At 30.3% G+C, this 14,174-nt stretch carries 9 protein-coding genes; 3 read left to right on the forward strand and 6 right to left on the reverse strand.

What is annotated here, in order from left to right; genetic code table 11:
* Positions 1 to 62: 62 nt before the first annotated feature.
* Positions 63 to 1,430, reverse strand: a complete 1,368-nt coding sequence (locus R3X25_RS14400) for an FAD-dependent oxidoreductase (RefSeq protein ID WP_317675660.1) — start codon at positions 1,428 to 1,430, stop codon at positions 63 to 65.
* A gap of 140 nt (positions 1,431 to 1,570) precedes the next feature.
* Between R3X25_RS14400 and R3X25_RS14405 the strand changes: the two genes are divergently transcribed.
* A complete protein-coding gene (locus tag R3X25_RS14405; protein WP_317675661.1) occupies positions 1,571 to 2,746 on the forward strand; it encodes an acetyl-CoA C-acyltransferase in 1,176 nt (391 codons plus the stop codon).
* A 5-nt stretch (positions 2,747 to 2,751) separates the two neighbouring features.
* Positions 2,752 to 3,522: a C40 family peptidase gene (locus R3X25_RS14410; RefSeq protein WP_317675662.1), complete on the forward strand. Its 771-nt coding sequence runs from the start codon at positions 2,752 to 2,754 to the stop codon at positions 3,520 to 3,522.
* 49 nt (positions 3,523 to 3,571) lie between these two features.
* Here the strand turns inward: R3X25_RS14410 and R3X25_RS14415 are convergent, their stop codons facing one another.
* The gene (locus R3X25_RS14415) at positions 3,572 to 4,849 is read right to left on the reverse strand and encodes a tetratricopeptide repeat protein (protein WP_317675663.1); all 1,278 of its coding nucleotides are present in this window, start codon (positions 4,847 to 4,849) and stop codon (positions 3,572 to 3,574) included.
* Between the two features lie 12 nt (positions 4,850 to 4,861).
* Entirely contained in the window at positions 4,862 to 7,372 is a 2,511-nt protein-coding gene (gene gyrA / locus R3X25_RS14420; protein ID WP_317675665.1) for a DNA gyrase subunit A, read from the reverse strand.
* 258 nt (positions 7,373 to 7,630) lie between these two features.
* Between gyrA and R3X25_RS14425 the strand changes: the two genes are divergently transcribed.
* On the forward strand, positions 7,631 to 10,165 hold the full coding sequence (locus tag R3X25_RS14425) for an ATP-dependent Clp protease ATP-binding subunit (protein ID WP_317675666.1): 2,535 nt from the start codon (positions 7,631 to 7,633) through the stop codon (positions 10,163 to 10,165).
* A 50-nt stretch (positions 10,166 to 10,215) separates the two neighbouring features.
* On the opposite strand, the gene R3X25_RS14430 is transcribed toward R3X25_RS14425, so the two are convergent.
* From R3X25_RS14430 to R3X25_RS14440, 3 genes are all read right to left on the reverse strand, one after another.
* A complete protein-coding gene (locus R3X25_RS14430) occupies positions 10,216 to 11,166 on the reverse strand; it encodes a glycosyltransferase (protein WP_317675667.1) in 951 nt (316 codons plus the stop codon).
* 118 nt (positions 11,167 to 11,284) lie between these two features.
* Positions 11,285 to 13,012, reverse strand: a complete 1,728-nt coding sequence (locus R3X25_RS14435; protein WP_317675668.1) for an acyl-CoA dehydrogenase family protein — start codon at positions 13,010 to 13,012, stop codon at positions 11,285 to 11,287.
* 138 nt (positions 13,013 to 13,150) lie between these two features.
* On the reverse strand, positions 13,151 to 14,170 hold the full coding sequence (locus R3X25_RS14440) for an electron transfer flavoprotein subunit alpha/FixB family protein (protein ID WP_317675669.1): 1,020 nt from the start codon (positions 14,168 to 14,170) through the stop codon (positions 13,151 to 13,153).
* Positions 14,171 to 14,174 lie beyond the last annotated feature (4 nt).

A 14,174-nucleotide genomic window follows, 5' to 3' on the forward strand; every position in this document is an offset into this window, starting at 1 on the left:
GTAAACGTTTTCACTTCAAAAATAGCAATAAAATTTATGATAGCTACATGCTACTACTTATTTTATATCATTTCTTCTAAACGAATTGGTAAATTGCGCTGTACCCAATCTAAATAATTTTTGTAGTTGTATTTTTTATGTATAATTTTTGTTTTTTTGGCTATTTGTTGAATTATAGTTTCTGGTTGAATTTGTTGTTTGGAAATTTCTAAAACAATATCCCCCATTTGTTTGTTAACATTTGATGAAATTTCACCATTTACTGATGTTAACCATTTTTCAAATTCATCTTCTGTTAAATCCACATCTATAATTTTTTGAGTCATTCTTTTTCCATGCTGTTTAGATTCTTGAATATTTCCTCTACCTGTAACAGCATTTCCTATGGCAAATACATTATTAAATCCATACACTCGATAATCATCTTCCCCTTTCATTTTTAAAGCAGCATAATCGTATTCTAACCCTTCTATTTGTTCTGGAATACTACCTATTGAAGAAATTACCATTTCTGTATTAATAGTTTTAAATTCGTTTTGAGGTATTAATTTACCATTGTATGATTTATTTTTTTGAAGAATAACACCGTTCAATTTTTGATTCTTAATAACAAATTCTTTTGGAATACTTAAGGGAATAAACTCAAATAAATATTTCTCAACATATTTATTCAATAATTTTTCTGAAACATCTTTAGCTGCTTCAATTTTCTCTTGAGTCTGATCTTTTGGAGATTTTAAAGGCATTTCTCGAGCTGAACGTCTATAAACTAATTTAGCAGGTTCAATTTCTAATGTAGCAAGTGTACAATTATTTTCCTCTAAAATTACATCTATGCCTTTTTTCTCAATTGTAAATATATCTATATCAATATCTTTTTTAAAATATAATTGTTTTTTCACCAACTCAATCATTACAATTTTAACTACATCTAACGATGCTAATCCTCCACCAAAAACAACCGTATTATTTTTTATGAAAAAATTCTTTCCTTCAAATGATGGTTCATGTTTATGATTAAACCAATAAATAAACTCGTTTTGATATACCAGTTCTTTATCTCTAAATTTATCTGCATTTGGAATTGGCAACAACCTATCGTTCCAAGCTCCATTTGCTAAAATAATTGCTGAAAAACCCCAGTTTTTCACTAAATCTTCAAACTCAATATCTTCTCCAATTTTAGTGTTTGGTATAAATTGAATATTTGGATGATTCAACTTTGAATTTATTTCATTTATTTGTCTATTTCTTAAATTAATATGCCAACTAGGTAATCCATCTTCAATCTTACCATATGGTAACTTATTCATTTCAAAAACAACTACTCTAAATCCATTATTTGCTAAAATACTTGCAGCTTCAGACCCAGAAATTGAACCTCCAATAATAGCCACATAATGCTTTTTGTTTATTTCATTTGTACTCATATTTAGCATATTTTAAAATATTATAACAAGTTATTAAATATAATGAATTTTAGTGTTACAATTATCACAGTTAAATTACTAATTTTTTAAAATGTTGATTTGCTTAAAAATGATTAAATTCGCAAAATATCTATCCAATTATGAAAGAAGTAGTTATTGTATCTGTTGCCAGAACTCCTATGGGAAGTTTTATGGGAAGCCTTTCAAATATTCCTGCTCCAAAATTAGGAGCAATAGCAATTAAAGGTGCTCTTAAAAAAATAAACATAGAACCATCGTTAATTGATGAAGTTTTCATGGGTAATGTTGTTTCTGCCGGACTTGGTCAGGCACCAGCTAAACAAGCAGCTATTTTTGCAGGTATTCCAGATACAGTTCCTTGCACTACTGTAAATAAAGTTTGTTCTTCGGGAATGAAATCTATTATGTTTGGTGTGCAAGCAATTAAACTTAATGATGCTGAAATTGTTATTGCTGGAGGAATGGAAAATATGAGTATGATTCCACATTACATGCAGGGAAGAACTAGTACAAAACTTGGGAATATTAACGTTTCTGATGGATTACTAGTAGATGGTTTAACTGATGTTTACAACCAAAAGCACATGGGAACTTGTGGCGATTTATGTGCTACTGAACACAATTTCACTAGAGAAGATCAAGATAATTTTGCTATAAAATCTTATAAAAAATCTGCTGAAGCATGGGAAAATGGAAAGTTTAATAATGAAATTGTTCCTGTTGAAATTCCACAACGCAGAGGAGAACCTATAATTTTTTCGGAAGATGAAGAATATAAAAATGTAAAATTGGAAAAAATTCCAACATTACGCCCAGTTTTTAGCAAAGAAGGAACTGTGACTGCAGCTAATGCTTCAACATTAAATGATGGAGCCGCAGCATTAGTTTTAATGAGTTTAGAAAAGGCAAATGAATTAGGACTTAAACCAATTGCAAAAATTATAAGCTATGCCGATGCATCTCAAGAACCAAAATGGTTTACTACAGCACCTGCAAAAGCACTTCCAAAAGCATTAGAGAAAGCAAATTTAACTATTGAAAATATTGACTATTTTGAATTAAATGAAGCCTTTTCAGTTGTTGGATTGGCAAATATTAAAATACTTGGATTAAACCCTAATAAAGTAAATATTAATGGTGGAGCTGTTTCATTAGGTCATCCATTAGGAATGTCGGGAGCAAGAATAATTATTGCTTTAACATCCATATTAGAACAAAATAACGCTAAAATTGGTGCCGCCGCAATTTGTAATGGTGGTGGTGGTGCAAGCGCAATGATAATTGAAAGAATGTAATTTATATGCTCTACGGAATTTGTAATTTAAGCATAATACCTCTTCGAATTGAACCAGATGACACCACTGAAATGGTTTCACAAATTTTATTTGGAGAATATTTTAAAGTTTTAGAAAAACGTAAAAATTGGAGTAAAATCCGTCTAGCTTTCGACAATTATGAAGGCTGGATTGATAACAAACAATATGAAGAAATAAATGAAGAATTATATTTTGAAATTAATACTTCTAAAAAAGTAATTTCAGGAGAAGTAATTGATTTTGCTACTGACGAAAGGCATAATTTTTTTACCATTCCAATAGGTTCAAATTTACCATTTTACAATAATGGTAAACTAAAAATAAATAAAACTTTGTTTAATTACGAAGGATTAACTATTTCTAATAATTTACCTAAAGAACAATTAATAGAAATGGCGTATAAGTTTATAAATACTCCATATTTATGGGGTGGAAAAACTCCTTTTGGTATTGATTGCTCTGGATTTACTCAATTAGTTTATAAATTATGTGGCTATAATTTGTTACGCGATGCATCACAACAAGCAACACAAGGTGATGTATTAAGTTTTATTGAAGAAAGTGAACCTGGCGATTTAGCTTTTTTTGACAACAGTGAAGGTGAAATTACACATGTAGGAATTATTTTAAAAGACAACCATATAATACATGCTCATGGCAAAGTTAGAATAGATAGATTAGACCATAGCGGTATATTTAATATTGATAGTCAAAGACACTCGCATAAATTACGTGTAATTAAAAAAATAATATAAAAAAAAAGCTCACTTTTCAGTGAGCTTTTTTTATCAATAAAGTTTATTTTTATTGTTTCAATCCTTCATAAACTTCTTTAAGTTCTTTTAACTTATCAGTATTTTCAAGGTTTTCATATAATCCTATTAATGTTTGAACAACTCCAATATTATTTTTATCTAGATTATAAGCTTTTTCATAATAAGGTACAGCTTCTTTATAAACCTCTAATTGTTTAGCTTGTAACTCATCATATTTATCAAAGTTTGATAAATTTTTATTCATTTCTTCAATAATTGGTTCTGCTTTTAATAAAATAGTAGCTCCAATATTATTATAAGCATCTCCATAATCTGGCTTTAATTCAATAGCTTTTTTGAAGTTAATTACAGCTTCTTCAATGTTTTTTTGATTTAAATTCATTACCCCAACATTATAGTATAATGCAGGTTCTGTTGGGTTTAATTCAATTGCTTTTTCTAATAATTCTTTAAATTTAGCTTCATCACCTAATTTAAAATTTAAATTAGCTTCTTCAATTAATAAAATATAATCAGTTGGAAATTCTTCTCTACCTTTTTTAACAATTTCTAATGCCTTTTTTTCATCATTTTTTCCACTGTAAGCAGATGCTAAATTTTTATAAATTGATGGTCTTCGTGTTTCCTTAACTTCAACACCAGGGTTTTCTGCTATTTTAAATTTAATTTGATTATCTCTAGATTTTTTATCTGCATACGATAATTTTTCACCACTTTCAATATTAGTAGCTGTAAAAACTGTTTCAATACCTGTATATCCTGTTTCTAATAAATCATCATATAAAGCAATAGACTTGTCGTAATCTTTACCTAAAGTGTATAGCAATGCTGCATTATCTAAAAAAGAAGTGTCTTTAGGGCTTAAAACATAAATATTATAAAAACTTTTTGCAGATGCACTGTAATCTTCTGGTGCTTTTGTTGCAAGTGCTTTTTCATAACTAGTATTAGCTTTTGTTCTGTTTGCTTCAACTAGTTTATTAATAATTTCTTTGAATTCACTAGAGTACTTTTGCTTATTTGTTTCGTTCTCAAAATTAATTAACTGTCTCAAAGCTCCAGCAGTTTCTTTAAGATCACTCACTTTACCATTTTGATAAAGTGCTTTACCTTTCAAATAGTAAAACTTCGCTTTTGTTTTTTGATCTGCAGCTCCTATTAAGCTTTCAGCTTGGTTTATAACCGTTAATGCTGTTGCAAAATCCCCTGCTTTTACTGCTTTTTCAGCAGTTTTTAGTTCATTTTTCTGTCCAAATACTGCGACGCTTAAAACTAGTGCTGCAGCAAATAATACTTGTTTTCTCATTTTTAAATTGATTTATTCTTGATTTGTGTTCTCTTCATTATTTTCAATTTCCGTGCCATTCTCTACATCGGAAGTATCTTCTTCTTCTTCACGGTTAACTTTTGCAACAGAAGCGATAGAATCACTTTCTTTAATATTAATCAATTTTACACCTTGGGTTGCTCTACCCATTACGCGTAAATCTGAAACCGCTAAACGAATAGCAATACCCGATTTATTGATTATCATTAAATCATTATCGTCAGTAACATTTTTTATAGCAACTAGTGCACCAGTTTTTTCAGAAACATTAATAGTTTTTACACCTTTACCTCCACGATTTGTAATTCTGTAGTCTTCTAGACTTGAACGTTTACCATATCCTTTTTCCGAAACTACTAATACATTACTTTCTTGGTCATTTACTGCAATCATTCCAACAACTTCATCTTGTTCATTCTGTAAAGTTATACCTCGAACACCTGAAGCAGTTCTACCCATTGGACGTGTTTTACTTTCTTCAAAACGAATTGATTTACCTGATTTTAAAGCCATCATAACTTGACTATCGCCATTTGTTAATTTTGCTTCTAGTAATTCATCACCTTCTTTAATAGTAATCGCATTAATACCATTTGTTCTTGGTCTAGAATATTGTTCTAATGAAGTCTTTTTAACTTGACCTTTTTTAGTTGCCATAATCACATAATGATTATTAACATAATCCTCATCTTTCAAATCTTCGGTAACAAGAAATGCTTTTACTTTATCATCTTGTTCAAGATTAATTAAGTTTTGAATTGCTCTTCCTTTTGTGTTTTTTCCACCTTCAGGAATTTCATAAACTCGCATCCAAAATACTTTTCCTTTCTGCGTAAAGAACAACATGTATTGATGATTTGTTCCTAAAAATAAATGTTCTAGGAAATCTTCATTACGAGTAGTTGCACCTTTTTGACCTCTTCCTCCTCTATTTTGAACTTTATATTCATCTAAATTTGTACGTTTTACATAACCTGCATGTGAAACAGTAACTACAACAGGTGAATTTGGAATCATATCTTCTATAGATAAATCTCCACCAGCATATTCAATTACAGATCTTCTATCGTCTCCATATTTATCTCTAATTGCTACTAATTCATCAGTAATAATTTGATAACGTCTTTCTTCGTTTCCTAAAATATCTTTTAAATCTGCAATAGTTTTAATAATTTCATCATATTCAGCACGCAACTTGTCTTGCTCTAGACCAGTTAGTTGACGTAATCGCATTTCTACAATTGCTTTTGCTTGAATTTCTGATAATTCAAAACGTTCAATTAAACTTTCTCTAGCTTCATCTGCATTTGAAGAACCTCTAATTATTTTAATTACTTCATCAATATTATCTGAAGCTATAATTAAACCTTCTAATATATGCGCTCTAGCTTCAGCTTTTTTAAGTTCAAATTCAGTTCTTCTAACAACTACTTCATGTCTGTGCTCTACAAAATAATGAATAAGTTGTTTTAAATTTAATTGCTCTGGTTTACCATTAACTAATGCAATATTGTTTACACTAAATGATGTTTGTAAAGCTGTGTACTTAAATAATTTATTCAGAACAATATTAGGAATTGCATCACGTTTTAATACATAAACAACACGCATTCCATTTCTATCCGATTCATCACGAATATTTGCAATACCTTCTAATTTTTTTTCGTTAACTAAATCAGCAGTTTTTTTAATCATATCTGCTTTGTTAACTTGGTAAGGAATTTCAGTAACAATAATACATTCACGCCCTTTTACTTCTTCAATGGTAGCTTTTGCTCGCATAACAATACGGCCTCTACCTGTTTCAAAAGCATCTTTCACACCTTCGTATCCGTAAATTATTCCACCAGTTGGAAAATCAGGAGCTTTTATGTGTTGCATTAATTCTGGAATCTCAATATCTCGGTTTTCTATATAAGCAATAGTACCATTTATAACTTCTGTTAAGTTATGTGGCGCCATATTAGTTGCCATACCTACTGCAATACCAGAAGCTCCATTTACTAATAAATTTGGAATACGAGTTGGTAGAACCGTAGGTTCATTTAACGTATCATCAAAGTTTAATTTGTGGTCTACTGTATCCTTTTCAATATCAGATAACATTTCTTCTGATATTTTTTGCATACGCACTTCTGTATAACGCATTGCTGCTGGACTGTCACCATCAACCGAACCAAAGTTCCCTTGACCGTCAACCATCATATACCTTACGCTCCAATCTTGAGCCATACGAACCATAGAGTCGTAAACAGATGTATCACCATGTGGGTGGTACTTCCCTAGAACCTCTCCTACTACTCTGGCTGATTTTTTATAAGATCCTGTTGCTTTAATTCCTAATTCGTGCATTCCGTATAAAACCCTTCTGTGTACAGGTTTTAAACCATCACGAACATCTGGTAATGCTCTTGATACAATCACTGACATTGAGTAATCAATGTAAGCCGATTTCATTTCATCTTCAATATTAATTGGAATCAGTTTTTCTCCGTCTGCCATAAATATTTTTTTAGTTTTTTATCTCAAATTTTAACAAAGCAATATACAATTTTTAGAGGGTATACAAGACAATATTGCAGTAGATTTTACTTATTTTATTAACAACAACTAGTTTAAAAAAACAACACTTAAAACATTAATAATCAGCCACTTTCACATATTTAATAACAATCTATTTTAAACAAAAATGAAAGTGGCGCTGTTTTTGTACTTAAAAAAGAAAAAAATCAGTTAATTTTACCATATAAACATATGATTATGGAAGATAATTTTTCACCAAAAGTAAAAGATGTAATTGCTTATAGCAAAGAAGAAGCTATACGTTTAGGTCACGATTTTATAGGCACTGAACACTTAATGCTTGGACTGTTGAGAAAGGGTGATGGAAAAGCAATAGAAATATTAAATTCATTAGATATAAACCTATCTCATTTACGCAAAAAAATTGAAGGCTTAAGCCCAAGTAATTCTGCTACTTTAATAGCTAACGAGAAAAAAAGCTTACACTTAACTAAACAAGCAGAAAAAGCACTAAAAACAACATTTTTAGAAGCTAAATTATACAATAGTGATTCTGTAAACACAGCTCATTTATTATTATGTATTTTACGTAATGAAAATGATCCTACAACAAAATTGTTAAATAATTTTGAAGCTAATTACGAAGATGTAAAAACAGTTTTTAAACAGCTATTTACTGATGAAGAACTTGATTTACCTTCTGCCGATATACCTTCAAACGATGATTTTGACTCCCCAAAATCTAACCCTTTTGAGCAACCTAAACAAGGCAAACCAGCTCAAAAAAAATCTAAAACTCCTGTTCTAGATAATTTTGGTAGAGATTTAACTCGCCTAGCAGAAGAAGGAAAACTAGACCCAGTAGTAGGACGTAAAAAAGAAATTGAGCGTGTTTCGCAAATATTAAGTAGAAGAAAAAAGAACAATCCAATGTTAATTGGTGAACCTGGTGTTGGTAAATCTGCCATTGCTGAAGGTTTAGCTCTGCGTATTATTCAACGTAAAGTATCTAGAATTCTATTCGACAAACGTATTATATCTTTAGATTTAGCAAGTTTGGTTGCAGGTACAAAATACCGTGGTCAATTTGAAGAACGTATGAAAGCGTTAATGAATGAGCTAGAGAAAAACGAAGACATCATTCTTTTTATTGATGAAATTCACACTATTGTTGGTGCTGGTGGAGCTACAGGTTCATTAGATGCATCAAATATGTTAAAACCTGCATTGGCTCGTGGGGAAATTCAATGTATTGGTGCAACTACATTAGATGAATACAGAACTAATATTGAAAAAGATGGTGCCCTTGAACGTAGATTCCAAAAAATAATTGTAGAACCTACTACAGTTGAAGAAACCATACAAATACTTCATAATATTAAAGAAAAATACGAAGAACACCATAATGTTGATTTTACTGATGAAGCTATTAATGCTTGTGTAAAATTAACAAACAGATATATGACAGATCGATTTCTTCCAGACAAAGCTATTGATGCTTTAGATGAAGCTGGATCTAGAATTCATATTACAAATATTGTTGTTCCTAAAGAAGTTTTGCATTTAGAAGCTGAACTTGAAAAAATAAAAGATTTAAAAACTGCTGCTGTAAGTGGTCAAAAATATGAAGAAGCTGCGCGTTTACGCGATGATGAAAAACGTGTTGAAGGTGAACTTTTAACCGAACAAAGAAAATGGGAAGAAGCTTCTAAATTAAATAGAGAAATTGTAACTGAAGATAATGTTGCTGAAGTAGTTTCTATGATGACAGGTATTCCGGTTAATAGAGTTGCTGAAGCTGAAAGCCATAGATTACATGATTTACCAGAATTAATTAAAGGTAAAGTAATTGGCCAAGATGAAGCTGTAGCAAAGGTTGTAAAAGCCATTCAGCGTAACCGTGTTGGATTAAAAGATCCTAACAAACCAATTGGGTCGTTTATATTTTTGGGGCAAACTGGAGTTGGTAAAACGCAATTAGCAAAGGTTTTAGCTACAGAATTATTTGACAATGAAGATTCTTTAGTGCGAATTGATATGAGTGAATATATGGAAAAATTTGCCATATCACGTTTAATTGGAGCGCCTCCAGGATACGTTGGATACGAAGAAGGTGGACAATTAACTGAAAAAATTAGAAGAAAACCTTATGCCGTTGTTCTTTTAGATGAAATTGAAAAAGCACATCCTGATGTATTCAATATGCTACTTCAAATTTTAGATGATGGACATATTACTGATAGTTTAGGACGAAAAATTGATTTTAGAAATACAATCATTATTATGACTTCAAATATTGGATCTCGTCAATTAAAAGATTTTGGTGGCGGTGTTGGTTTTGGAACTTCTTCTAAAAAAGAACAAGCTGATGCAAATGCAAAAAGTGTTATTGAAAATGCTTTAAAAAAATCTTTTGCTCCTGAATTTTTAAATAGAATTGATGATGTAATTGTATTTAATGCGCTTGAACGTAAAGATATTCATTCAATTATTGATATTGAATTGAAAAAACTTATCAATCGTATTGATGATTTAGGATACACGCTTAACTTAACGGACGAAGCAAAAGATTATATTGCTGATAAAGGATTTGACAAACAATATGGTGCAAGACCTTTAAAACGTGCTATTCAAAAATATATTGAAGATGCACTAGCAGAAGAAATTGTTAATTCTAAACTTTCTGAAGGTGATACCATTTTTATGGATTTAGATAAGAAAACAGAAGAGTTAACTATAAAAATTACAAAAGGAACTGACAAAGTAGAATAGTTAAAATCTAAAATAATTAATAAAAGGTTGAAGTTTACTTCAGCCTTTTTTTATGTTTTAATAATTCCTTTTAAAAAACCTAAACCATATCCAAAAAACTGCGTTAAGGTTGTTAAAATTGTAGCACAAGCAACCACTATACTTTTATTTTTAATAAGAGAATCAATAAATATTACTCCAAAATAAAGACCGTAACATAAAAGAAAAAACTTAATTCCTATTAAAAGGATTACTACCGAAAAAAACAATCCAACAATAAAAATACTTGGAAACCAATATGTAATTTTTGCTGTTCCTGGATATTTGGTATTTAAAAATGGTCTTCCTTCTCCAAACTTAAAAGTTTGCTTAAAAAACTGTTTAAAAGTTGATCTTCTTTTGTGGTAAACAAAAGCGTTTTCAATAAATTGTGTTTTAAAATCCGCTTCCCATAGTCTAAAAGTTAAGTCTATATCCTCTCCTATTTTCATTTCACTAAAACCTTTTGTTTTATCAAATGCTTTTTTTGAGATTCCAAAATTAAAACTTCTTGGTTGAAATTTTCCAACTGCGTTCTTTTTCCCTCTAATTCCACCAGTTGTAAATACAGAAGTCATGCTATAGTTAATAGCTTTCTGAATTGTTGTAAAAGATTTATGAGCAGCATCTGCACCACCATAAGCATCAGTATAATTTTTAGTTAAAGCTTTCGCTACTTCCTCTATATAGTATGAAGGAATTATGCAGTCCGAATCAAAAATTATAAAGTAATTACCTTGGGCTTTTTCCATTCCAAAGTTTCTACTTTTTCCTGCTCCAGTGTTCTCTTTAAAAAAATATTGAATATTTAATTTTTCAGAATATTTTAAAACAATATCTTCTGCTTTTATACTTGAACCGTCTTCAACTACAATTACCTCAAAACTTCCAGAATAAGTTTGTTCTGTCAAACTTTGCAACAATTCATCAACCTCATCTGGCCGATTATAAACAGGGATTATAATTGAAAATTGTAGCTTCACTAATTTTTTATTTGAAACAAATTTAAACTAAAAAATTGTCATTCTGAATGAAATGAACAATCTAATAAAAGATTTTTCATCCTACTCAAAATGACAACTTCTATAATTATTTTATAAATTAATTTGGTAAAACTGCTAAATCTACATTCTTGTACATTTCTAAATTCTCTAAACTAAAACCGTTCATATAATCGAATTTTTCCTTGTTTTCAGACCTCACTAAATTCACATACAACCTTGCTGTTTTTATAAATTTCTCATCTTTTTGGCTATTCAATACTAATAGATATCCCATAATAATATTTCCTGCCATTTCAACAAGTCTTGTTGAATGAAAATCGATCAATTCATTACTATCCAGCTCGATAACGCTTTGTACTATTGACTGATATTCTTCAGACATTTTATGAAGTTTTGTTCTTACTTCGCAATTTTTATCTAAAACCAAATTATCGTATTCTTTAATTTGGTCAAAAAACACTCCTGTTGTAACACCTTTAATTGCTGCAACGGCTTGTAACTGTGAAGTTCCTTCGTAAATTGAAGTAATTCTAGCATCTCTATAAATACGTTCTATTGGGAAATCTTTCATAAACCCAGTTCCACCATGAATTTGTAAAGAATCATACGCAATTCTATTACAAGCTTCACTTGCTGTTAACTTAATAAGTGGTGTAAATACGTTTGAAAGTTTACCGTAATGTTTCATTTCCATACGTTCTTCTTTCTCTAACTTTCGATCTTTCATAACTTCTTCATAAGCTTTGAAAATATCTACAAAACGAGTAGTTTCATATAATAATGAACGAAGTGCATCTACTTTAACTTTCATGTTTGTTAGCATTTCATACACCGCTGGAAAATTTACAATTACTTTTCCAAATTGTGCTCTTTCTTCAGCATATTTTAATGCTTCTCTATAAGCTGCATCTGCGATTCCCACAGATTGCGCACCAACACCTAACCTAGCAGAATTCATTAAAGACATTACGTATTTAATTAATCCAAAACGCTCTTTTCCTACTAATTCGGCTGGAGCATCTTTAAATACTAATTCACAAGTTGGAGAACCTTTAATTCCTAATTTTTTTTCTAAATGTCTAACTTCAACTGCGTGATCATTTCTATCGTAAATAAACATAGATAATCCACGTGCATCACTTGTTCCTTCTTCCGAACGAGCTAATACTAATGAAATATCTGCATCTCCATTGGTAATAAAACGCTTAACACCGTTTAAAATCCAAGTATTTTTTTCTTCATCAAAAACAGCTTTTAATTTTACTGCTTGTAAATCTGAACCAGCATCTGGCTCTGTTAAAACCATTGCAGCAGTTGCACCATCACGATTAAATCTTGGTAGGAATTTCTCTTTTTGTTCTTCCGAACCAAATTCATAAATAGTTTCAGCACAATCTTGTAATCCCCAAATATTAGCAAAACCAGCATCAGCACGAGCCACCATTTCTGCAGCCATTACATATGGTAATAAAGGAAAATTTAAGCCTTCATACTTTCTTGGCAAAGCCATTCCAATTAATCCAGCCTCATATAAAGCCTTATAATCTTCTGTAGTTCCTTTTGCATAAACTACTTCATTATTTTTTATACTTGGTCCTTCTATATCAATACCTTCAGCATTTGGTGCAATTGTATTTGCGCAAATATCACCAACAATTTCAAGTACTTTTTTATACGAATCTATTGCATCTTCATGATTTAAAGGTGCATAATCAAACTCTTCTGACTGTTTGAAATTATCTTCTTTTAATTTTACAACTTTTTTTACAATTGGATCTTCAAAATGAAATTTGAAATCCGGTGTGTCTTTGAAAAAATTATTCATTTTTTTCTGTTTTATATTATTAAAGAATTTTCAAAATTTCAGTTTTTATCAACTTGAATTTAGTATAATGAGATGCTGAAATAAGTTCAGCATAACGGCTTCCTTCTATTTTGAAAATCTTATCATTTTATTATTAATCTATTTTGCGTTCTCCTTGTAATATTTAATCATTTTAGGAAGCACAACTCCTAAATCACCAGTTATTACATAATCTGCAATATCATTAATTGGTGCATCTGGATCATTATTTATGGAGATAATCATTGAAGCATCTTGCATACCAGCTGTATGTTGAATTGCTCCTGAAATACCGGCGGCAATGTATAATTTTGGTCGAACCGTTGTTCCTGTTTGTCCAATTTGACGATTATGCTCAATAAACCCAGCATCTACTGCAGCTCTTGAACCTCCAACTTCACCTCCTAAAATATTTGCTAAATTTTTAAGTAGGTCAAAATTCTCTTTTGAACCAACTCCGTATCCTCCAGCAACTATAATAGGTGAATCTTTTAAATTTACATCAGATTCTTCAATATGACGTTCAATAATTTCAACTACAAAATCTTCGCCTTTTACAACTTCATTTGCATTTATTGAAACCACTTCTGTTTTATAATTTTTATCAAATATTTCTTTTTTCATTACACCTTCTCTTACAGTTGCCATTTGAGGGTGCATATCCCAATTTATAATGTTTGCCATTATACTTCCTCCAAAAGCAGGACGAATTGCATACAATAAATCCGTATATTCTTTTTTTTCTTTTTTTACAAAATGATCGCCAATATCTAATATTGTTGTATCGGCTGTTAATCCACAATTCAATTTTGAAGCTATTCTAGGAGCTAAATCTCTTCCAACAGAAGTTGCTCCAAATAATACAATTTGAGGATCTTGTTCTTTTAATACTTTATAAACTAAAGCCGCATGTGGTAATGTTGTATATGGCTCTAAACGTTTATCATCAGAAATAAATAATTTATCAACTCCGTATGGTGAAATTTGATCTTCAATTCCTTTTAAATCTTTACCAAAAATCATTGCATCTAATGGACAACTTAATTTTTGAGCTAAACGTTTTCCGGCTGATAATAACTCTTGGCTTATTTCTGCTACTTTCTGGTTTTCTACTTCACAATAAACAAATACACTTTTCATTTTA

The organism is Lutibacter sp. TH_r2 (assembly GCF_033101135.1).
In the GTDB taxonomy this organism is placed as follows: domain Bacteria; phylum Bacteroidota; class Bacteroidia; order Flavobacteriales; family Flavobacteriaceae; genus Lutibacter.